General features: G+C 63.5%; 16 protein-coding genes and 1 pseudogene. 11 read left to right on the top strand and 6 right to left on the bottom strand.

Annotated elements, in window-relative coordinates; genetic code table 11:
* Positions 1-97 precede the first annotated feature (97 nt).
* From I7S92_RS04565 to I7S92_RS04555, 3 genes are read left to right on the top strand one after another with little or no spacing between them, the layout of a single operon-like run.
* Complete coding sequence (locus tag I7S92_RS04565; RefSeq protein ID WP_197642305.1) at positions 98-1,057, top strand: ABC transporter substrate-binding protein; 960 nt, start codon at positions 98-100, stop codon at positions 1,055-1,057.
* A 58-nt stretch (positions 1,058-1,115) separates the two neighbouring features.
* Positions 1,116-2,174, top strand: coding sequence for a quaternary amine ABC transporter ATP-binding protein (locus tag I7S92_RS04560; protein WP_197642304.1), 1,059 nt, complete (start codon positions 1,116-1,118; stop codon positions 2,172-2,174).
* Positions 2,171-3,676 carry an ABC transporter permease gene (locus I7S92_RS04555; RefSeq protein ID WP_197642303.1) on the top strand — a complete coding sequence of 502 codons (1,506 nt, stop codon included), beginning with the start codon at positions 2,171-2,173 and terminating at the stop codon, positions 3,674-3,676. Before I7S92_RS04560 ends, I7S92_RS04555 begins: the two co-directional genes overlap by 4 nt.
* Positions 3,677-3,982: 306 nt before the next feature.
* Here the strand turns inward: I7S92_RS04555 and I7S92_RS04550 are convergent, their stop codons facing one another.
* From I7S92_RS04550 to I7S92_RS23115, 5 genes and pseudogenes are all read right to left on the bottom strand, one after another.
* Positions 3,983-7,120, bottom strand: a complete 3,138-nt coding sequence (locus I7S92_RS04550; protein ID WP_197642302.1) for a type I restriction endonuclease subunit R — start codon at positions 7,118-7,120, stop codon at positions 3,983-3,985.
* Positions 7,117-8,076, bottom strand: coding sequence for a DUF4268 domain-containing protein (locus I7S92_RS04545; protein WP_197642301.1), 960 nt, complete (start codon positions 8,074-8,076; stop codon positions 7,117-7,119). The genes I7S92_RS04550 and I7S92_RS04545 overlap by 4 nt, the downstream gene beginning before the upstream one ends.
* Positions 8,073-9,437 carry a restriction endonuclease subunit S gene (locus I7S92_RS04540; RefSeq protein WP_197642300.1) on the bottom strand — a complete coding sequence of 455 codons (1,365 nt, stop codon included), beginning with the start codon at positions 9,435-9,437 and terminating at the stop codon, positions 8,073-8,075. The genes I7S92_RS04545 and I7S92_RS04540 overlap by 4 nt, the downstream gene beginning before the upstream one ends.
* Entirely contained in the window at positions 9,434-10,813 is a 1,380-nt protein-coding gene (locus I7S92_RS04535) for an HsdM family class I SAM-dependent methyltransferase (protein ID WP_242070077.1), read from the bottom strand. Before I7S92_RS04535 ends, I7S92_RS04540 begins: the two co-directional genes overlap by 4 nt.
* A gap of 102 nt (positions 10,814-10,915) precedes the next feature.
* Positions 10,916-11,232, bottom strand: a pseudogene (locus tag I7S92_RS23115) (type I restriction-modification system subunit M N-terminal domain-containing protein); the annotation flags it as partial.
* 1,102 nt (positions 11,233-12,334) lie between these two features.
* Between I7S92_RS23115 and I7S92_RS04530 the strand changes: the two are divergent.
* The 5 genes from I7S92_RS04530 to I7S92_RS04515 all read left to right on the top strand — a co-directional run bounded on the left by I7S92_RS04530 (position 12,335) and on the right by I7S92_RS04515 (position 17,787).
* Positions 12,335-13,381 (top strand): AAA family ATPase, encoded by a 1,047-nt coding sequence (locus I7S92_RS04530; protein ID WP_242070072.1) that lies wholly within the window; start codon positions 12,335-12,337, stop codon positions 13,379-13,381.
* Positions 13,382-13,852: 471 nt separating this feature from the next.
* Entirely contained in the window at positions 13,853-14,365 is a 513-nt protein-coding gene (locus I7S92_RS04525) for a hypothetical protein (RefSeq protein ID WP_242070071.1), read from the top strand.
* The gene (locus I7S92_RS23110; RefSeq protein WP_242070070.1) at positions 14,359-14,631 is read left to right on the top strand and encodes a hypothetical protein; all 273 of its coding nucleotides are present in this window, start codon (positions 14,359-14,361) and stop codon (positions 14,629-14,631) included. Before I7S92_RS04525 ends, I7S92_RS23110 begins: the two co-directional genes overlap by 7 nt.
* 64 nt (positions 14,632-14,695) lie before the next feature.
* On the top strand, positions 14,696-16,801 hold the full coding sequence (locus tag I7S92_RS04520) for a hypothetical protein (protein ID WP_197642299.1): 2,106 nt from the start codon (positions 14,696-14,698) through the stop codon (positions 16,799-16,801).
* A gap of 32 nt (positions 16,802-16,833) precedes the next feature.
* Positions 16,834-17,787 carry an ATP-binding protein gene (locus tag I7S92_RS04515; protein ID WP_206761001.1) on the top strand — a complete coding sequence of 318 codons (954 nt, stop codon included), beginning with the start codon at positions 16,834-16,836 and terminating at the stop codon, positions 17,785-17,787.
* 121 nt (positions 17,788-17,908) lie between these two features.
* Here I7S92_RS04515 and I7S92_RS04510 read toward each other — a convergent pair whose 3' ends face one another.
* Positions 17,909-18,151 (bottom strand): hypothetical protein, encoded by a 243-nt coding sequence (locus I7S92_RS04510; protein WP_197642297.1) that lies wholly within the window; start codon positions 18,149-18,151, stop codon positions 17,909-17,911.
* Between the two features lie 375 nt (positions 18,152-18,526).
* Between I7S92_RS04510 and I7S92_RS04505 the strand changes: the two genes are divergently transcribed.
* From I7S92_RS04505 to I7S92_RS04495, 3 genes are all read left to right on the top strand, one after another.
* Positions 18,527-19,327 (top strand): MetQ/NlpA family ABC transporter substrate-binding protein, encoded by an 801-nt coding sequence (locus I7S92_RS04505; protein WP_197642296.1) that lies wholly within the window; start codon positions 18,527-18,529, stop codon positions 19,325-19,327.
* A 74-nt stretch (positions 19,328-19,401) separates the two neighbouring features.
* Positions 19,402-20,445, top strand: coding sequence for a methionine ABC transporter ATP-binding protein (locus I7S92_RS04500; protein ID WP_197642295.1), 1,044 nt, complete (start codon positions 19,402-19,404; stop codon positions 20,443-20,445).
* Positions 20,426-21,079, top strand: a complete 654-nt coding sequence (locus I7S92_RS04495) for a methionine ABC transporter permease (protein ID WP_197642294.1) — start codon at positions 20,426-20,428, stop codon at positions 21,077-21,079. The genes I7S92_RS04500 and I7S92_RS04495 overlap by 20 nt, the downstream gene beginning before the upstream one ends.
* Positions 21,080-21,264: the final 185 nt, after the last annotated feature.

The following is a 21,264-nucleotide window of genomic DNA, read 5'->3' as shown; positions in this document are numbered from 1 at the left end:
AATTAGATTTCCTAATCCTTCGAACTGTCGCGTTACAACTTGGCCCGGTTGTTGAATGGTCATTTTCGTGAAGGGCCGAAAAACAGGGAGAACCAGATTGAACATCGGCATGAAATCCTTGGCCGTCCTTGCGATGGCCGTCGTACCACTTTCCGCCCGGGCCGCCGATGTCGTCATCCCGGATCCGAACTACATCTCGGGCCGGACGACGGCCTTTGCCGTCAAGGCGATCATCGAGGAGGCCCTCGGCCTCGAGGTGGAGATGTTGAACACCACCGCGGTCCCGGTGATCTTCGAGGCGATGGCCCGCGGCAAGGGCGAGATCGACATCTGGACCGAGACCTGGTTGCCAAACCAGTCGGGGATGACCTCGAAATATGTCGATCAGGACAAGACAGTGACGATGTCCGACAAGTCGTTCGCGGCGATCAACGGCTACTGCGTCACCAAGGTCACTGTGGACCAGTACGGTATCAAATCCGTGTTCGACCTGGCAAATCCCGAAAACGCGGCGCTCTTCGACAGTAACGGCGACGGCAAGGGTGAGATCTGGATCGGGCCGCAGGGTTGGCAGTCCACCAATACCGAGATGGTCCGTGCGCGGGATTATGGCTTTGCGGATTTCTTCGAATTGCAGTCCACCGACGAGGCGGTGGCAACGGCAGGTCTTGACCGGGCCACCAAGGCAGGCAAGCCTTGGGTTGGCTACTGCTATGGCCCGCACCAGAATTTTGCCATGTACGACATTGCGATGCTCGAGGAGCCACCCCACAATCCGGACGACTTCGTGATGGTTCAACCCAGCGTAGACCCCGACTGGATGGCAAAATCGCACGTGGCCTCGGCCTATGCCGACACCAGCGTGCATATCAGCTGGTCCAGCACCCTGTCCGAGCGTCAGCCGGCGCTTGTGCATCTGTTGCAGAATATCCAGCTTTCCGCCGACGACGTGAACGCATGGTCCCTGGCGGTGGTCAACGGCGAGGATCCCGCCGCGGTGACCCAGGCTTGGGTCAAGGCGCACCCGGATCTCATCGCAAGCTGGATGGCGCAATAGGCCTGAACGCACTGGAGGCAGCGAAAGCTGCTTCCGGCACCGGGAGACACGACGGGAAATGAGCCAGAACACCGAGACGGTCATCGAATTCAGAGGCGTCTGGAAGATCTTCGGCGGCAGCGCCGATGAGGCCCTGGCGGCTGCAAGACGCGGTCAGTCGAAGGCCGAGATCCTGCGGCAGTTCGGTTCTGTGGTCGGCGTGTCGAACGCCAGTTTCTTGGTGAACCGGGGGGAGATCTTCTGCGTCATGGGACTCTCAGGCTCGGGGAAATCGACGCTTGTCCGGCATGTGAACCGCCTGCTCGAACCCAGTGCCGGCCAGATCCTGATCGAAGGCGAGGACATCCTGAGGCAACCGGAAGCAGAGCTTCGCCGGATCAGGGGCACCCGTATTGGCATGGTATTCCAGAATTTTGGTCTTCTGCCCAACCGGACCGTGCGTGAGAATGTATCGCTGCCGCTGGAAATCCAGGGGGAAGCCCTGAAAAGCTGCTACGATCTTGCCGAGGCGGCATTGGCAAAGGTCGATCTCGCGGGCTGGGGCGACCGTTTCCCCTCCAGCCTGTCGGGCGGTATGCAGCAGCGCGTCGGGCTGGCGCGGGCGCTTGCGGCGGACCCACCCATCCTGCTCATGGACGAGCCCTTCTCGGCACTTGATCCGCTCATCCGCCGCCAGTTGCAGGATCAGTTCCTGTACCTGTCGCGCAGCATGGGGAAGACCACGATCTTCATCACCCATGATCTTGACGAGGCGATCCGCATCGGCTCCCGGATCGCAATCATGAAGGACGGGGAAATCATCCAGATCGGAACGCCCGCCGAAATCGTCGCCCGCCCCGCCGATTCCTATGTCGCCGCCTTCGTGGCAAACACCTCGCGGCTGAATGTGGTGCCGGCGCACAGCATCATGGAAGATCCGCAGGCCTATCGGGCACGGCGTCCCGATGCCGTTGACCTGTCCCTTCTGCCGGTCGCCCGGCCCGAAATGGCCCTCTCCGAGTTGCTCAGGCTTGCCGCCGCGGCCGACACGCCGCTTGCGATCCATGACAGCGGCCAGATCATCGGTGTCATCGACCAGGCACGGCTGCTTCGGGGGATTCAGGGGGATGCGGCATGACCGCGGCAGTCCTGAAAGATGACAGCCTTGCGGATCTGGTGTCGGAGTTCGCGGGACCGAACGGGCCATATTACCACCGCGTCTTTGCCCGCATCTCGGAGACCAGGGGCTTTGCCCTGGTCTTCAACCCCTGGGCCGCGATCCTGGGCCCGGTCTGGCTGGGCTGCCGCGCTTTGTGGGGAGCATTCTGGCTGGCCTTCGTGGTCGAGATGTTCGCGGTGGTCCTGCTTGGCATCGGGCTGTTCGGCGACCTCGGCGGCACCGCCATTGCCAGGGCCGACCGCCTTGCCCTGCAGGCCGCCGAGCGCCTGGCCGCCGCTGAGGTCGCCATCGCCGAAGGCAACAGCCTGGGCGAAAGCATGAAACGCTCGGCCGAGTCCATTGCCGCGGCCGCCGCGAAGGCGCGCGAGGATGCGGCGGGCGAGCGCGCCCGGGCGCCGTTGTTCATCCTAGCCGGAACCCTGATTTTCGCCTGCGTGCATGGGGCCTGCGGCACCATCGGAAACGCGCTGCTCGCCCGTCGTTTCCGGGCGTGGCGCGGCAACAGGAGCCTTGCGCATGGACTGCCTGCGCCCCGGGTAGCCCTTGCGGCGCTTCTGCCGGCAGTCTGCTTTCCGCTGGCTGTCTATCGTTTCGCCACCCCCGCGCCACCCGCCTGGCTGCAGGAGTTTCCAGCCGCGATCGACCTGCGCAACCAGCTTTCGCGCAGCATCGACACGGGCGTCTCGGCCCTTGCCGACAGCTTCGGCGCGATGTTCGCCGGCATCACCGCTGCAATCAATGCGCTCCTCAACCTGATGGAAATCTGCCTTGTGGTCACGCCCTGGCCCATCGTGATGATCGCGATCCTGGCCATCGCCTGGCAGGTTGCGGGGCCGAGGGTCGCGATCCTTTCCGGCGCGGCGCTGGCCTATCTTGCGATCCTCGGCTTCTGGGAGAAGAGCATGGCCACCGTCGCGCTCTTGGGAACCGCCGCCGCGCTGTGCATCGCAATCGGAATTCCGGTCGGGGTCTGGTGCGGCCGCAGCCCGCGAGCCTATGCGATGATCCGGCCGGTTCTCGACTTCATGCAGACGATGCCCGCCTTCGTCTACCTGATCCCGGTGATAGCCTTCTTCGGCATCGGCAAGCCGCCCGGCATCATCGCCACACTGATCTTTGGGGCGCCGCCGGTGATCCGCCTGACCGCCCTTGGCATCGCCGGTGTCCCCCAGCCCATCCGCGAGGCCGCCATCGCCTTTGGTGGCTCCCGAAGCTTCCTGATCTTCAATGTCGATATCCCGCTGGCGATGCCCTCCATCATGGCGGGGGTGAACCAGACCCTTCTCATGTGTCTGTCGATGGTCGTCATAGCCTCGCTGATCGGCGCAAAGGGCCTGGGCGAGGATGTCCTGTCGGCGCTGCAATACGCAGCGGTCGGCCAAGGGATACTCTCCGGTCTGGCAATTCTGATGTGTGCCATCGTTCTTGACCGGATTGTTCAGGGCCGAAAGCGGGACTGAGAGGCAGGCCGCACTTGATCGGTAGATCGATTCGAATCCACTCCGCCCTCGTGCGCCGGCCCGGTCAGCCCCTGGATCACCTCCAGTCACAAAAGCCCACTGCCCATATCGCTCACAAGCGGCGCCAACGGTATGGATGCAACTTGGTTGCGGCGCTTGATCCAAAGCAGATCGCCATCCAGTTCCGTGGCGTGTCAATCGGCGCGGAGACTTGCCAAAGGGATCGGCGAGAAGTCCGGACAATAGGCGTCTTGCAATCGAGTCAATGAACTGGGTCTTGCGGTTTCTATGCCAGGATATCGGCAGCTAGATGTTGGGCCCTGTCATACCTGCCGAAGCCTTTCCGCGCAGTTGTTCGTAGAGCTGTCCAGGTCCGAGGAGCACCTCCTTAAGCCCTTCACGTACTTGCTCGGAATCCAGCGCCTGCTTGCTCATCGTCGAATGCGCTTCGAAGGCATCGATGACTGCATCGAGAATTGCCTGCCGCAATGCCGGAGAGTTCGCGAACTGCTGCTTGCTGTTGTGGGTCGCCTGTTGCACCAGGGTTTCGCTTTCCATGAGCTTCCCTTTCAGGACGCTGTTCACATAGATCAGCTGGTCGTCGTCCGTCACGTCGCCCTGGAAGAGGTCGTTCAGCTTGGCAAGTATCTCTTCCAGACGGGCCTTCTCTTTCTCCTGAAGGCTGCCAGTTCCAGTGGCTGTCAAGGGCTTCAGACCTTCTGCGTCTCCGCCGAGAGAAAGCTGCTGCTGACCCTGTGACTTCAGCCTGTGATGCGTCAGGACGATCTTCGAAACATCCAGGGATGTTCGTTCGCGCCCGAACTCCAGCAAGGGGATGAGGCGCCGGTAGAAGATGCTCCTCGCTTCGATGGCTGTATTCCCGTAGTCGAAGATCTGGGACAGGAAGCTGTAGAGGCGGACGAACGCCTCCATGTCGTTCTTGAACAGCAGGAGGGCGTTCAGCTCATCCTGGGCGTCCTTCGCGGCGTTGCTGTCTCCTCGCTTCTGGGCGTCTCCAAGACGTTCCTGCGCGGCCCTGTAGGCCTTCAGGAGGCGGTCGGCGACGGGGGAGATAGCGGCCACCAGATCGCCGTGAGTTCCCTTCGGGTCCAACTCGACGCGCACCACCCGGTCCACCTCAAAGTCGTCGTAGTGACCCGATGCGTCCAGCTTGGCTCGCAGATCGAACACGATGTTCGGGTCGGTGACGTCTTCGAGCGTGGCCGTCTCGTAGTAGGTCCGAAACGCCTTCAGGATGTCCTCGCTGCTGTTCACGAAGTCCAGGACATAGGTCGTGTCCTTCGCCACCCCGCCGCTCTGATATGCCCGGTTCAGGCGCGACAGGGTCTGAACAGCCTGGATGCCCGCCAGTCGTCGGTCGACATACATCCCGCAGAGGAGCGGCTGGTCGAAGCCCGTCTGGAATTTGTTGGCGACCAGCAGGATGTGATAGTCGGGTTCCTTGAAGGCCTCCCGAATGTCCCCCCTCAGGCCCGGATTGAGCGCCCTGCTGGTCTCAGAGAAGGGCTCCGGGCCGCTCTCCTTGTCGACCACCTCGCCGGAGAAGGCGACCAGGGTGCCCAGAGCATAGCCCTTGGACTTAATGTACTTCTCGATGGCCAGTTGCCACCGCACGGCCTCAAGGCGGCTCCCGACGACGACCATAGCCTTGGCCTTGCCCGCAAGCAGCGGCTGCACCATGGCGCGGTAGTGCTCGACCACCACCTGCACCTTCTGGCTGATGTTGTAGGGGTGAAGACGGACCCAGCGCATCAGCGCCTTCACCGCCTCGTTCCGCTCGACTTCCTCCTCGTCGATCTCCTGTCCCTCGCTGGCCAGCCGGGAGGCCAGCGCATAGGGCGTGTAGTTCTTCAGGATGTCGAGGATGAACCCCTCCTCGATGGCCTGCCGCATCGAGTAGACATGGAAGGCTTCCGGCAGGTTGTTCGGGCCAGCGGGTTGGCTGGGATCGGGCCTGCGCCCGAATAGCTCCATCGTCTTGGCCTTGGGCGTCGCCGTGAAGGCCACATAGGTGATGCCGCTGTCGCTTGCCCGGACGGCCATCTGCGCGGCTAGAAGGTCCTCAGCACTGAACTCGCCGCCATCGTTCAGGTCAGCCACCTCTTCGGCAGACAGCACCAGCTTCACCTTTGACGCCGCCTCCCCGGTCTGGCTGGAATGTGCTTCGTCCGCAATCACCGCGAACCGCTTCCCCTTAGACGCGGCCAGCTCCTGCACCGCCTGCAGGGCATAGGGGAAGGTCTGGATGGTGCAAACGACGATCTTCTTCCCACCCGCCAGCGCCTCGGCCAGCTGCCCGCTCTTCGCGCCCGCGTCGCTGTTAATGGTCGCCACCACCCCAGTCGTGCGTTCAAAGCTGAAGATCGCTTCCTGCAGCTGCGTGTCGATCACGTTGCGGTCGGACACCACCAGCACCGAGTCGAAGACCTTCCGGTGGTCCGCGTCATGCAGATCGGCCAGGAAATGCGCCGACCACGCGATGGAGTTCGTCTTGCCCGACCCTGCCGAGTGCTGGATGAGGTACTTGCCACCCGGCCCCTCCTCCAGAACCGCCCCCTGCAGCTTCCGTGTCGCGTCCAGCTGGTGGAACCGGGGAAAGATCATCCCTGTGACCTGCTTCTTCGTGTCCCGCGTCGCGACCATGTAGCGGCCCAGGATTTCCAGCAGGCTGTCGCGCTGCCAGACCCCGTCCCAGAGATATGCCGTCCGGTGCCCGCTCGGGTTCACCGGGTTGCCCTTGCCCCCGTTGTCCCCCTTGTTGAACGGCAGGAACCGCGTGTCGGCCCCCTGCAGCCGCGTCGTCATCATCACTTCGCTGTCGCTTACCGCGAAATGCACCAGGGCACCGCCGGGGAAACCCAGAAGGGGTTCCGGGGGTTTCCCCTTGGGGGCGGGCAGACGGTCGAAGCGGTACTGGTCGACAGCGTCCTGGATGCCCTGGGTGAAGTCGGTCTTGAGTTCCGCCGTCGCCACCGGCAGGCCATTCAGGAACAGGACCAGATCGATGCTGTTCTCGTTCGACAGCGAGTAGCGGACCTGCCGCACCACCCGCAGCCGGTTGGCATCGTAGCGCGTCTGCAGGTCGCTGTTCATCGCCAGAGCGGGCTTGAACTGGGCCAACGCCACGGGCGCGCGGAGGCCGATCATCTCCACCCCCCGGCGAAGGACCTCCAGCGTGCCGCGTTCGTCCAGCTGCTTGCGGATTCGGTCCAGGAGCATCGCTTCGGCTGCTGCGCCGTGGTTCTTGGTCAGGGTCTCCCAGGCCTTGGGCTGGCTGGCCTGCACCCAAGCGACCACATCCGCCGGGAAGAGCGCTCGGGTGCGGTCATAGAGGGCTGCATCGCCCTCAGCGTGAAGCCAGCCAGAGGCGGCCAGCTTGGCGCAGATTTCCGCCTCGAGGTTGACTTCCCGATGGAGGCTCAAGTGCTCACTCCCTCACCCGTTACGCAGCGAAGGGTCTTCAGGTGCGGGCGAAGGGCGGTTTCAAGGCGGTTCATCGCGTTGACCAACTTGGCCTGGATGCCGTCCCACTCTTCCTCGGGTGACCTGTATCCGCCCGACACGTCAGCCTTGATGCGGCAGGACCGCTGACCGTCCAGCCTCTCCCAGACCAATGGCCCGCCAAAGGCCGCCTCAATGGTCTCCCTGTTCGCCATCAGCTGGTCGAAGATCGCCTTGTTCTCCGCGTCCAGACCCTTGCCCCTGTCGAGATAGAGTTCGACGCGGGACAGGTCCTGCCCGACAACGTAGTTGAGCTGCAGCCCGCGAACGCCCGAACTGGTCCCAGTCCATGACACCGTCCCCGGTGCGATATGGGCATGCAGCTTGTTGTCGGGCCGCTCCAGCAGCCGCACCCACCATGAATGGCGGATGTCATGGCGGGCGGCGAACTCACGGTTCGTGCGGGCGACGTTCGACTTGTCGTCCGAAGGCCCGACAATCACCGTCATCAGCGCGGCGGGGGCTGAGTCGCCGATCTGCACCGCCTCGACCTTCAAGAGGTAGAAATCCGCGCTGGAGTTGTCGTTCAGCCAGGACATCGCCGCCACATGTTCGGGCCGGGGTTCCGAGACGATCCAGATCGCCGCCCGCGCGTTCATGGCGGTCAGGTAGGTGATCAGCTTGCCTAGGTGGTCGTGGTTGCTCTTCTCCAGCTGGTTCTCGATGATGACCTTGCCACCGTTCTCATCCTCCGCCACCAGATCGATGCTGAAGGCTCCTGCCGCCTGTTCCCGGTCGACGTTGACTAGGTTGAAGGACAGCGCGTCGTTCAGGACGTCAACGTTCTCCTGCAGCCACTGCGTGAAGTCATAGGCCTCATGCTTCCAGACCTCGCGCAGGGCGACACGGCGGAGCTTTCCGATACCAAGGGCGTTCATGCGGCTTCCGTCTCCTGTGGCGCAAGGTGGCGCACGTCGATCTTGCCGGTGACTGCGGCGGAGATGAGGGCGGCGCGGCGTTCCTGCAGGAGGGTGATGGCGGTTTCGGCGGTGGCGGTGAGGGCGTCGAGTTTGCCCGTTGCCTGTCTTACGTGGTCAACGACCATCTGCTGTTCTGGGCGTGATGGGAGCGCCACTCTAAAGTTGCCAATCGTTTCCTGTGTCATCGTAGGTATGGTCCCGCCCGTGTTGCTCACTTCTATGCAACTACGAAGGTGGGCAGCGTTTAGTGAAAGAAACAGGTATTCGGGCAGGCACGCGATCTCCTTAAATATCACGAGCTGCGGATTGATGGTGGCGGCGGGAATGCTGCTGTCAGCAATATATCCTACCTCTCCAAATGTTGAACCTGTCTTCACCATAACAACATCATGCGGGGCCAGTTGAATTTCAGGAGACTCCTCATACTTGGTCCAGCTGATGTAGGTGCTTTCTCGAAACGACACGACGCCTGCTCGAATATTGCTAGGGCTCAGCGTAACAGCGCCCTCTCCTTCATTGACGATGTCTGCCGTGGTGTAGCCACGATATCCAATTCGGCCGGCGAGTTTGGCAACTGACTTAATTGGGCGAACCTCCCACCCCTCCGGCGCGTCGCCGAGCCAGTCAATGCCCGAGGGCTTCATGCGGGCGGTGGGGTTCAGGCCCTTGGTGACGGCGTGGCTGATGACGGCCTGCCGCTTTTCGCGCAACAGTTCGATCAACCGCCGCTGCTCGGCCACCAGCGCATCGATCTTGGCCGTCTCCCGGTCAAGGAAAGCCGCGATGGCGGTTTGTTCGGGGAGGGGTGGGAGGGCTACGGGAAAGTCCCGCACGAAGTCATCGGGAACGCGCTTCTGTCCGCCCGCGCCGTACATGAAGGCTTCGCCAATCTTGCGAAACGATGGGGAGGACAAAAGCCAGAAGAGATATTCGGTCGTCGTTTGCCCCGAACGCGGTCTCAGCACCGTCAGTTCCGTTGTGCCGAAGCCTATCCCACCGATCAGATCGCGCATCATCGCGCGCTTGCCGTTCTCGAGGCAGGGCGTGATCTTCGCGAAGGTCATGTCGCCATTCCGAAGGTAGGTATAGCCCGTCTCTACCTCGGCAATTGGCCGCGTTCTGCTTGTGTCGAGTTCGCCATTCTCGCCAACTGCCTCCATCGGGATGAAGGAGACTTCCTCGGCACGATCAAGATCCGCCAGTTCGGATTTGGATGGGTTCAGGGTGGCTGCAAAGCGCAGACGCTTCATGACCCACCCCTCCGGCACCTCCGCCAACCACTCCACCCCGGAGTCCTTGTAGGCCGGATAGCGCCTCATGCGCTCAACTCCGTCAGCATCCGCTGAATGCGCGCGGTCACCTGCGACAGGTCGGCGTCGATCTCCTCCAGCGGGCGGGGCGGTTCGAAGACGTAGAAATGCCGGTTGAACGGGATCTCGTAGCCGACCTTGGTCTTCTCTTCATCGATCCAGGCATCGGGCGCATGGGGCAGCACCTCGCGCCGGAAGTAGGCCACCACGTCCTCGCCCAGGGGCACCGTCTCGGTATCCCGCAGAGCGCTGTCGGGCTGCGGTTTGCCCTTTTGTTTGCCGCGTTCCCCCAACACCACGCGACCTGCGGTGTCCTTCAGGGGCCGCTCCACGGTGATCTGACGGTAGCCGAAGGCCTCGTTCGGGAAGATGCGGGCCAGGGGAGCCAGCTTCACGCGGCCCCCTTCCGGGGCCGCGGGCGGGGTCTCACCGGCCAGGACGACATGCTTGGCCAGTTCCTTGCCGTCGGCATCGAAGACCCGGGCCAGCTGCGCCGTGTGGAACCCGCCGAAGAGCCGCGTCACGGTGGCGATGTCGGCATCGCCCATCTCTTTCCGCTTGGAGCCCAGCGACTTGCGCATCTTCTGCCAGAAGTGCGACCCGTCGATCAGCTGGACCTGTCCCCGGCGGTGGGCGGGCTTGCGGTTGGACAGGACCCAGACATAGGTCGCGATGCCCGTGTTGTAGAACATGTCGGTGGGCAGGGCGATGATCGCCTCGACCAGGTCGTTCTCCAGCACATAGCGGCGGATTTCCGACTCGCCCGACCCCGCGCCCCCGGTGAAGAGGGGCGAGCCGTTCAGGACGATGCCGAAGCGGCTGCCGCCGTCCACCGCCGGGCGCATCTTGGACAAAAGGTGCATGAGGAAGAGGAGCGAGCCATCCGAGACGCGCGGGAGACCGGGACCGAAGCGCCCATTGAAACCCTGGCGGGTATGCTCGTCGCGGACGGCCTTTTCCACCTTCTTCCATTCGACGCCGAAGGGTGGGTTCGACAGCATGTAGTCGAACTTCTGCGCGGGGTGGCCGTCGTCCGAGAGCGTGTTGCCGAAGATGATGTTCGAGACGTCCTGCCCCTTGATCAGCATGTCGGCCTTGCAGATCGCGTAGGACTCCGGGTTGAGCTCCTGCCCGAACATGACCAGCGAGGCGGCGGGGTTGTGTTCAGTGAGGTATTCCCCAGCCACCGAGAGCATCCCCCCGGTGCCCGCCGTCGGGTCATAGATCGTGCGCACCACGCCGGGCTTCGACAGGACGTCGTCATCCTCGACGAAGAGGAGGTTGACCATCAGGCGGATGACCTCGCGGGGGGTGAAGTGCTCCCCTGCGGTCTCGTTCGAGAGTTCGGCGAAGCGGCGGATGAGTTCCTCGAAGACCAGGCCCATCTGGTGGTTGTCGACACGGGTAGGGTGCAGGTCGATCTGGGTGAACTTCTCGGTGACCTGATAGAGGAGCCCGGCCTTGGACAGCCGGTCGACCTGGGCAGAGAACTCGAAGCGCTCGAAGATGTCCCTGACGGCGGGGGAGAAGGCCTGGACGTAGGTGTAGAGATTGGCGGCGATGTTGTCCTGGTCACCCATCAGCCGCTTCATGTCGAGGCGGGAGGTGTTGTAGAAGGTCTGCCCGGCCTTGCGGAGCAGGAAGGGCTCCGGGTTCATCCCCTTCGCCTGCCGCGTAACCAGCTCCTCCAGCACCGCGTCCTTGGTCGGCCCCAGCACACAGTCGAGGCGGCGCAGGACGTGAAGGGCAGGATGACCTTGCCGTAGTCGGCCTGCTTGTAATCGCCACGCAGGAGGTCGGCCACGGACCAGAGGAAGGACGAAAGGGCTTGCTGGTTCAAAGCGGGTCTCCTCAATTAGGAGGCCATTGAACCGGATGGAGGCGGGGATAGCAATCGGGTCGGGAGCTCCCATTGCGGGCACGGCCCCTGACGCTGAGGAAAGCCCAAAACTGCGAGCCGCGACAATCTGCCGCATCCAACCAGCTCCGCCAGATGCGTGTTACCTTGGAAGCACCCCACGTTTTTTCGCGCACGGTGCTGCTGCTCGTGATCGGTTCGGGGTGGGGCGCTCAGCCGAGGGTCGGCTTCATCCGACTGTGCAGCCAAGACCCTGGCTACATTGGACGCGATAGCCCCGCGCGGTGCGTTCTGCTTGGGAGGAACGACACTGGAAGGCCAAGCTGCATCGCGCCGGTTGCCGACACTTGGCCCCCGATTTCAGGGGCCAGAAGGCCGTCGCGCGACACCGCCGAGGGCAAGCGCGGAATCATTTTTTCGCTAAACTATTGATTCTACTCTATTTCTTCGATGCGATCCACATCGGCGCCCAAGGAATCACGCCTCACGACGGCGGCCGGGAGGGGTACCCTTCTGCTCGGCGCTCAGCGGGCGGCAACACAGGATGTCCAGATGCCGCAAGACACAGATCGGGCCAAGGAGCGCGGTGAAGCCCCAGGCCAAAGGCCCATTCATGGCCGTATCGTCAGGGGTGCCTACCCTCTTCCACAGGATGGATTGGTATCCCCGATCGAGGGGGAGCCGTTGCCCGGGGTCGACCCGTCCTGATCGTCGACGGCAACTTCACCGTCCTCATGTGGCTGCAGTCGGATGCCATGCCCGGGGTTTCCTCGGGGCATTCGAGAGTGGATTGGCCGGTCTGGCCGGTCCCTGCGGGATTGCAGGAAGAGGGCGCCGTCTTCTGTTTCGACTGACATCCCTTGGCGCGGAGGGCGCCATCATTCGCGTGACGGACCAGCACGAACCCTGGTCGTCCCGATAGGGAATTCGTCGCCAGCACCCATGACGCTTCGGCGCTGTTGGCACGCTTACCCATCGACTTCGTCCCCTCCGCCCACGGGTGCCCGCCGCTCGGAGGCTTTCAATATCCATATCCAAGGAAACACAGATGCTTCGTATCCCCCTCATCCACGCCACCTTCCCTGATCCCGGACTCAAGAAACGGATCGAGGATCGTCTGTCCAGACATTGGCGTCGCCTCGACGCCCGTAAAGTGTCTCAGGAGGTTCCGTCTGCAGTGGGCACAACGGATGAAGCGGACCTCCCCGAGGAGCCAGCGGACAACTTCGATATCCCTTATCCTGCTCAGAAACGGATAGCGCGCCGTGCCGAGCGGATCAGGGCCCGCATCGACGAGCGCTCGCCCCTGACGAGGCTCAAGTCCGAGGACGGGAAGCGGCTCGAGGTGCTGCGCGGTGGCGTGGACCTCGTTGTGCTCTCTCCAGAACATCGAGCGGATGAGATTGCAGCAGAGTTGCATGCCGAGATGCCCTGGATGGGGCGCGCCACCGAACAGGCCTGGCACGGCTTGCGTCGGTCGGCGCAGTCTGAAGTTCCTGCGGCCCGGTTCGGGGCAATGCTGCTCGATGGCCCGCCAGGGATTGGCAAGAGCCACTGGGCGAGATCACTTGCACGGAGGCTTGGAGTGCCCGGAATGGTCACCGAAGCCACAGTGGACAGCGCCAGTTTTGGCCTAGTCGGCAGCCAACGTGGCTGGGGCAACGCCGCCCCGGGCCGCCTGGTTAACTTGCTCATCGCCGAGGGAGTTGCAAACCCGGTGGTCTTGGACGAGATCGAGAAAGCGGGCAGCGTCACGTCGATCAAGGGGCAGACCTATTCCCTGACCGACGCCATGTTGCCGCTGCTCGAACCGATATCTGCCCGGAACTGGTCCTGCCCCTATTTCGAAGTCGGGTTCGACATGAGCTGGATCAGCTGGATCCTGGCGTCAAACGATTGGCCGAGCCTGCCGGCCCCCTTGCTCAGCCGCTGTCCGCCGATCCGGCTTGAACGACCGACGATCCGGGACCTCAAGGCCTTCGCGTCGCGCGAGGGCCTGCGTCGCGGCCTATCGGATCTGTCCATCGAGGCAATCTGCACTGCCCTGGAGCGCTCGGGGGGGGGCGGGATCGGGTGCCAGACCTGCGGACGATAATGCGTCTGCTGGAAGTTGCGGACTGGATGCAGGGACGGCCGCTCCTGAACTGAGCGAGCGCGGCAACCGGGTGAAATGCCTGCCCGGCCATGCGCTATCGTCGCACTCTCTGAGCTCTTCCCCTGGATTTTTCTGTGGATAACTCTGCCCCCAAGAGCATCGGTCGCCGAAGAACTCAGATAACCTGCAGAAAAATAAGCCTTTTTATTTTTCCGCCCGGGCGCGAAATTTTCTCAATGTTTTTTCTGAGGATTTTCGGGTCCCCGACGGAAACTGTCCAGACAGAAACCCGGCGCCAGCGCGCACAACCAAGGAGGATCTGCATCATAATGCCCAAAGGCTCTGTCTGAGCCGGAGCCAGCCCAGAACGCCATTGCGCCGAGCGGAGTCGCTGACGAACCGCTCGGGTTTTCCACACCCACCCTGTTCACCCCCACACCCCGGGCAAGGAATGTCCGGGACAGGAGACCCATGTCTGAAGACCACGACAAAAACTGCGACCCTTCCTGGGGGCCGGACCTGGGCCCGGAATCTTCGCGGAAGGGCAAGAAGAAAGGCAAGGAGGGAGCGCTCAATGTCGCGCCCATCCATGGTGTCCTGCCTTTCGCCGGTGCCCGCAACCCGCTGATCCGCAGCAACACTGCCCGCAAGGTGTCCTTCACTGCTTGCACGCTCGCGACCGATGGAGTGCCCCAGGTTTACCACTTCGACAGCGAGGCGGAATCCGCCGCCGCGCTGGAGGCGCTACTCCATCCAGACCTTCATGGGCTGGAGGTCCAGCTTCCTGCGATCACGTACCGGTGCCGGCGCAGCCGAAAAAACCGGGACCACCATTTCGACTTACGCATCACCTTCCGTGACGGCTTCCGGCGCGCCATCTTCGTGCGCATGGTTGGAGTCTCGGCAAGGCTTCGACGCAGGACGAAATCGACGACATCTTCCAGGCCATCCCGGCTGACTTCGCCGATGATGCCGTGGTGGTGAATGCCGACCATTATTCCCGGCCGTACTGCGACAACCTGCGCCGCATCTGGTACCTCAACCGGAACCGGGATCAGTCGGCCGACGCGCATGTCGAGGCCGTCGCACGGGCGGGGAACTACTGGCTCCTGAAGGATCTCATCGCCCAGTGCGACCTGCTGCCGGCGACGGCTTGGCAGGCGGCCATGCGGCTGATCGGCCGGCGCATTCTCTGGGCCGACTGGCATGCCGTCATCAATCTTCAATCCCGGGTGCAGTTCGCCGGATGAGTACCGCACCGCTCTTCAATATCCCGTGGGGTCCAGCCTTATCCTTGACGGTCGCCCCTGGCGGGTGACCGGCCTGGATCGGGATGGCTATGCCGTGGAGGGGCAGGAGGACGGGGAATGTCTGACGCTTTCCTTCTCCCGGATCGAAGAAGCAATCCGGCAAGGAAGCTGTAAAGTCACCAAGCCTGCCGAGGAGGAGAAGCGCAAAGCACTTCTCGCCTACACGGGCGGCTATGAGCATTTCGATCAGCTGCCCTCGGAGCAGCAGGATATCGTGTTTGCCCGCTTGGCGGTGGTGCTCGCGATCCTGGAGATGGAGGAGGAAGGGTGGAAACTCACCCAGCGGGCCATGAGCCGGAACGCCCGCACGGGCACCAATGGCCCGGTTCGCAAAGAGCTCATGCGCCGTGCCCGCACCTTCGCCCAGGGTGATGACGTCTTGGGGACGACACGTGGCGGACGGGTCACAACCGGCTTCGACTGGCCACAGGGAAAGACCCTCCGGAAGTATGTCGACCTATACCTCAAGTACGGGCGCAATCCGGTTGCGCTTCTCGACTGCGATCACAAGAAGGGGCCGCAAGGTGCGGCCCGTCGCAGGATGAGCACATTCCAGGAGAAGTTTATCGCCTACGTCATGGAAAACTGGCTTAAAGTGACAAAGCCGAAATTGGGCCCGCTTGTGGGGGCCGCGCGGGCGGAGTTCCAGGTGCCCCCAGCGGAGCTTGCGCGCGGCTTCACCTTTCCCTCGATCACTTCCATCCGCACCCGGATCAAGGCGATGTCGCATGTCGTCATTGCGCTTGGTCGCAGTGGTACGCGCCAAGGCGCAAACCTGAAGGGTGCAGGTTCCACAGATGTCCGGGCCCTCATGTATGGCGAAAAGGCCGAGATCGACCAGACCTACCTGTCGATTTTCACCGACGGGAAGGGTGCACTCTGCGCTCGCAATATCGACCCCGCCAAGGAGGGAGAGGCGCTTGAAAATAACGAAATCCGCCGGCTCTGGCTCCATTTTATGGTCGATATCGCGACGCGCCTGCCCTTGGCCTGGATCATCGCCGAAAGCGCTGATGCTGATCACAGCCATGCCCTGCTGCGGATGGCGACGCGGGACAAGACGAAGGAAAGGATCCGTTATGGCTGCAAGAATGACCCTGCACCGCCTGCGGGTCTGCTGCTGACCTCGGCTGACAACGGGACCGCAATTCGCAATAGCACCGTTTACGGTTCCGAACTCGGTATCGGAGCGATCGTCTTGACCGGTCGGATCTATCACGCCACCGACAAGCCCTTTGTGGAGCGCACGTTCGGTCCAATCCAATGGAAGGTGCTGAACTTTCTGCCTGGTTACACCGGCAGCCGCCCAGGTGAACTGGAAGGCTATGACCCCAAGGCCTCGGCGGAGATCACACATGATGCGCTCTACGGCTTCATCACCCGTTTTCTCGTCGACGAACATCCCTTCCGGCCTCATCGGGGTACCGGCATGTTCGGGGCTACGCCTCTGCAAAAGTTCGAGGAGATCTCCCGATCCTATGGTGGGATCGAGGTGCCTTCGGCGCGCGACCGTTGCCTGCATCTCGGCGTGAAACGCGTGATGAGTACGACCTCGGAAGGGGTTAATCCCTTCGGCATCCCGTTCAATTCCACTGCCTTGCAGCGCTTTGCGGCGGGCCAGTCGAAGAAGGCGACCGTCCACATCGATCCGGATTTCCTTCAACGTGTCGTCATCACAGCAGAAGGACATCGTGATGTGATCGAGGCAAATATGACCATGACCGCCTTCAACGATCTCAACCTCGAAGAGGTCCTCGATATCAAGAAAGATGCGGCGGAAGCCAATCCGAAATTGCGCGAACTGCACAATGATATCCTGTTGGAGGCGAGGGCGCGCCGGGTCCGTGAATCTGGCTTCCTCACCGATCCCAACTCCCCGTCCGGCTTCCGCACCATCGAGGCCCTCGAGCGACAGGCTGATCGGCTGAGCCAGGTCGCAATCCGACCAGAGCCGATCTCGGGACCGACCGCCGCCCCGGGTGGTGTCATGGATCGAACAGGCCAGACACCTGCCCACCGCGTCGCTCAACCGCCCGCCCAGTCGGGCACGCGCACCCAGGTTCCTGCCGCACGGAATAATTTCGCCCCAATCAAGGACAGCAAGCTGTGACCCCCTTCGTAATTCCCGAGATCGCCGAACTGATGACCCGGCTCTCCGACCGGCACTACCCGCTCTCCCGTGCCAGGGAGCTGGAGACTGCCTTCGCCCGCCTGTTCAGCAGACACCTGGGCAGCCTGCGCGGTGGTCGGCGCTTCGAGACCGAGTGTCTTCTCGTCACCGGCCCTTCCGGAAGCGGCAAGACCAGGGAGATCGCCGATCTCCTCCACCGGTTCAACGAAAGCGGGTTGGCACTGCCCGACGGCAGGCCGGCGCGGATCATCGAATGCGTACTGGATTCCAAGGGTGGCTGGAAGGACCTCGGCCGCAAGACGCTCCATGCCATGGGCTATCCGGTCCCAGCCAGCAGCCGCCAGACGCAAGCCGAGATCTGGGAGCGGGTGGTCGGCCACGCCCGGCTCCAGGGCATCGTGGGCATCCATTACGACGAAGCTCAGCACATCCTGCGCTCCCGGAACGAAAGCGGGCGGCTGACGATCCTCGATGCCTTCAAGACCCTCATGAAATCCCATGACTGGCCGTTGATGCTGATCCTCTCCGGGGTGCCGGAACTCACCGGTTATATCCAGGAAGAACCCCAGCTCCACCGCCTGGTGACCCATCTCCGCTTTGCCGACATTGACCTCTCGGCCGAACCCGACGGTGGGATAGCCCCCGATTACAATACGATCCACGAGATCGTCGGCAGTTACGCGATGGCCGCCGGTCTCGAGGCCGGCGATCAGCTGCGGACCGAGGGTTTCTATCACTCCCTCGCCACTGGCGCGGCCTTCAGATGGGGAAATCTCATCAAGCTGACATTCGATGCGGCCGCGCTTGCGGCCGAAGCAGGGGCGAAAATCCTGACGTCCGAGCATTTCATCGAGGTCTGGGTCGAGAAGACCGGCATGAACCGGGCAGCAACCCCCTTTACCCATGAGGGTTACCGGACCCTCTTCCGTAAGGACAAGCCATTCCAGGCTGCCATCGAGACCTGAGTTCAGGCCAGCCCAATATCCAAGATCCGATCAATCCGCGCCTCGGCGCGGGTTTTTTCATGCGCGGGAACCTGGGCGCTCGACCCCTGGCCTCTGCTTGCCCGGGAAAACCATGCGCACCTTATTGCTTTCTGCGCAGGGTATTGGTTTCATTTTTGAGCGGCTGGTAAATAACCAATTGAAATAGAAGGAAATTTCCGATCACCGAATCTCTGGCGGGTAATCTTGCGCACTCATCTGCTTTCTCTGACTGGTCGTCATCCTGCGCTGATGCTGGCGCGATAGTTGGCCGGACCTGGCGCTCTCGTGTCCAGGGATTCTCCTTTACGGTCAGGTGCGGCACCAGGCTGAACTCCTGGAACATCGCGCCGATGCCGGGCGCGCGCGTCTTGGACCGGGGGGCGACGACAGCCCTTGATGACGCTGCCCCGTTTCGCCGAACAGGACGTGGACCTCGCCTGCAGCGCGGCAAGGGACTGGCGTTCATCCGGCGTCGGACCCTTGGGCGTCACGTCCTGCGCCCGCAGTCCGGTCCAGCAGCGCGAATGGGCGATTCGGCGCTTTGGACGGGCGCCATCGGTCAGTATTCTGCGGAGCGCGCGAAATCGCCCAGGATGTTCCAATGCGGCTGCGAAGTTCGGCAAAGTGTTCTCTGCGGCTGCATTGTCATTGCTGCGCCTGCGAGTGATAACCGTGCCGCTCCGGCGCTGGCCGGACCATCGAAGATACGAGGATACCAATGTCGCCCATCATCTCCATCACCCGCCGCGGTGCCTTTGCCCTTGCGGCCGCACTGGCCCTGACCTCTGCCGTCAGCGCCCAGGAAACCACCCTGAAGGTCGGCATCATGGGCGGCGAGGACGAGACCGTCTGGGCCGCCGTGGCCGAACAGGCGAAGGCGGCCGGGCTGACCCTCGAGACGGTGATCTTCAACGACTACACCCAGCCGAACGAGGCGCTGGCGAACAAGGAAATCGACGCGAACGCCTTCCAGCACGGCCCCTATCTGGAAGCCCAGGTCGAGGCGCATGGCTATGCGATCACCCCGGTGATCGACACGGCGATCTTCCCGATCGGCGTCTATTCCAAGACCTACAAGACGCTGGAAGAGCTGCCCGAAGGCGCGGTGATCGGCCTGCCGAACGATCCGTCGAACGGCGGCCGGGCGCTGAAGGTGCTGGAGCAGCTGGGCCTGATCAAGCTGAACCCCGAGGCCGGGATCCTGGCCACGGTGATCGACGTGACCGAGAATCCGAAGAACTTCGACCTGCGCGAGTTGGACGCGGGCGTCGTGGGCCGGGCGATCGACGATCTGGACGCCGCCGTGGTCAACACCGACTGGGCCGCCAAGGCCGGGCTCCTGGACTTCCGCATCGCGCAGGAATCGGGCGAGAACAACCCCTACATGAACTTCATCGCCGTCCGGACCGAGGACAAGGACGCGGCCTGGGTCGAGACCCTGCGCAGCGCCTTCCAGAGCGACGCGGTGAAAGAGGCCTATGCCACCGCCTACAAGGGCGCGGCGTCCCCGGCCTGGTAAGCCCTGGCCCTTGAACTTCCGGCAGGCGCGCCCGATACGGGGGGCGCCTGCCAGCATTTGAAGGAAAAGATGGAATGACCGGCTTGAAGCGCCCCGTGGTGCGGCTGGAGGGGGTGGAGCGGCGGTTCTCCGACCGCCCGGCGCTGGACGGCATCTCGCTGAGGCTGGAGGCCGGCGAGATCGTCGGGCTGATCGGCCGCTCGGGCGCGGGGAAGTCGACGCTGATCCGCTGCCTGAACGGGCTGGACCGGCCGCAGGCGGGGCGGGTGGAGATCGACGGCACCGACATCACCGGCCTGTCGGAACAGGCGCTGCAGCCGATCCGGCGCCGGATCGGGATGATCTTCCAGCATTTCAACCTCTTGTCCGCCAAAACCGTGGCCGAGAATGTCGCCCTGCCGCTGAAGATCGCGGGCCAGCCTGCGGCGCAGCGCCGGGCCAAGGTGATGGACCTCCTGGATCTGGTCGGTCTGGCCGACAAGGCCGACGCCTACCCGGCGCGGCTCTCGGGCGGGCAGAAGCAGCGTGTCGGCATCGCGCGGGCGCTGGCGGCCGATCCGCTGCTCCTTCTGTCGGACGAGGCGACCTCGGCGCTGGACCCCGAGACGACGCAGGCGATCCTGACGCTTCTGCAGGACGTGAACCGCCAGCTGGGCGTCACGATCCTGATGATCACGCATGAGATGGAGGTCGTCCGCCAGATCGCGCACCGGGTGCTGGTGCTGGACGCGGGCCGGATCGTGGAACAGGGGCCGGTCGCGCGGGTGCTGGCCTCGCCGCAGGCCGAGACGACGCGCAGCCTGTTGCGCGGCCTGTCGCCGGTGCTGCCGCAGGATCTGGCCGCGCGCATCACGGCGCAGGGCGAACAGGCGCTGATCCGCGTCGATGTCTACGGCGCGGCCGCGCGCCAGCCGCTGCTGGCGATCATCGAGGGGATCACCGGCCAACCGCCGCGCCTGCTGCATGGCGGGCTGAACGACGTCCAGGGCGAGCCTTACGGCCGCCTGTTCCTGGCGCTGGGCACCAGCGATCCCGGCCTGGTGGCCGCCGTGGTGGCCCGGCTTCAACCCGAAACAACCGCGATCGAGGTGCTGGGCCATGTCCCGCGCGATGTTTGACCTGCTGGTGCAGGGGCTGTGGGAGACGCTGGTGATGACCGGCGTCTCCGGTGCGCTGTCCTTCGTGATCGGCCTGCCGCTGGCGCTGATCCTGGTCACCACCGACCGCGACGGCATCTTCCAGAACCTGGCGCTGAACCGGGTGCTTGGCCTCGTGGTCAACGCGCTGCGCTCGGTCCCGTTCATCATCCTGCTGGTCGCGGTGATCCCGCTGACCCGGCTGATCACCGGCTCGGCCATCGGGATCGCGGCCGCCATCGTGCCGCTGACCATCGCCGCCGCGCCCTATTACGCCCGCGTGGCCGAGGTTTCCCTGCGCGAGGTCGACCGCGCGCTGATCGACGCCGCCCGCGCCATGGGGGCGACCCGCTGGACCATACTGCGCGAGGTGCTGATCCCCGAGGCGCTGCCCGGCATCGTCTCGGGCTTCACCGTCACGCTGGTGACACTGATCGGCGCCTCGGCCATGGCGGGGGCGGTCGGGGCCGGGGGGCTGGGCGACATTGCCATCCGCTACGGCTACCAGCGCTTCGAGACTGCGGTGATGCTGGCGGTGGTGGCGATCCTGATCGTCATGGTGGCCGGGCTGCAATGGGCTGGCGACAGCCTTGCCCGCCGGATCGACAAACGCTGACGGACTTCGTCCCGTTCCGGATGTGGCGGCCGCCACGGTCAAGGAACGCAAGATGTCGATCCGGGACGAATTCGCCAGACTTGCCAGAGACAATGCGCCGGGGCAAGGTACGTTGGATCGACGAGGGGCGGGCCGCGATGTCCAAGGGCGGCCATCGGGGTTGCGACCGGGGAGGTGCCGGTGGG

Origin of the sequence: Tabrizicola soli (assembly GCF_015999335.1) — a bacterium.
Classification (GTDB): Bacteria; Pseudomonadota; Alphaproteobacteria; order Rhodobacterales; family Rhodobacteraceae; genus Tabrizicola; species Tabrizicola soli.
Note: the sequence above shows the minus strand (reverse complement) of the source record. Positions and strands in the feature narration are given on the sequence as shown.

Coding starts and splice junctions, on each gene's coding strand:
- I7S92_RS04500 (WP_197642295.1), top strand. CDS start 19,402: ATGACCGGCTTGAAGCGCCCCGTGGTGCGGCTGGAGGGGGTGGAGCGG.
- I7S92_RS04560 (WP_197642304.1), top strand. CDS start 1,116: ATGAGCCAGAACACCGAGACGGTCATCGAATTCAGAGGCGTCTGGAAG.
- I7S92_RS04505 (WP_197642296.1), top strand. CDS start 18,527: ATGTCGCCCATCATCTCCATCACCCGCCGCGGTGCCTTTGCCCTTGCG.
- I7S92_RS04510 (WP_197642297.1), bottom strand. CDS start 18,151: ATGTTCCAGGAGTTCAGCCTGGTGCCGCACCTGACCGTAAAGGAGAAT.
- I7S92_RS04545 (WP_197642301.1), bottom strand. CDS start 8,076: ATGAACGCCCTTGGTATCGGAAAGCTCCGCCGTGTCGCCCTGCGCGAG.
- I7S92_RS04555 (WP_197642303.1), top strand. CDS start 2,171: ATGACCGCGGCAGTCCTGAAAGATGACAGCCTTGCGGATCTGGTGTCG.
- I7S92_RS04495 (WP_197642294.1), top strand. CDS start 20,426: ATGTCCCGCGCGATGTTTGACCTGCTGGTGCAGGGGCTGTGGGAGACG.
- I7S92_RS04535 (WP_242070077.1), bottom strand. CDS start 10,813: ATGGGCCTGGTCTTCGAGGAACTCATCCGCCGCTTCGCCGAACTCTCG.
- I7S92_RS04525 (WP_242070071.1), top strand. CDS start 13,853: ATGTCTGAAGACCACGACAAAAACTGCGACCCTTCCTGGGGGCCGGAC.
- I7S92_RS04530 (WP_242070072.1), top strand. CDS start 12,335: ATGCTTCGTATCCCCCTCATCCACGCCACCTTCCCTGATCCCGGACTC.
- I7S92_RS04540 (WP_197642300.1), bottom strand. CDS start 9,437: ATGAGGCGCTATCCGGCCTACAAGGACTCCGGGGTGGAGTGGTTGGCG.
- I7S92_RS04515 (WP_206761001.1), top strand. CDS start 16,834: ATGACCCGGCTCTCCGACCGGCACTACCCGCTCTCCCGTGCCAGGGAG.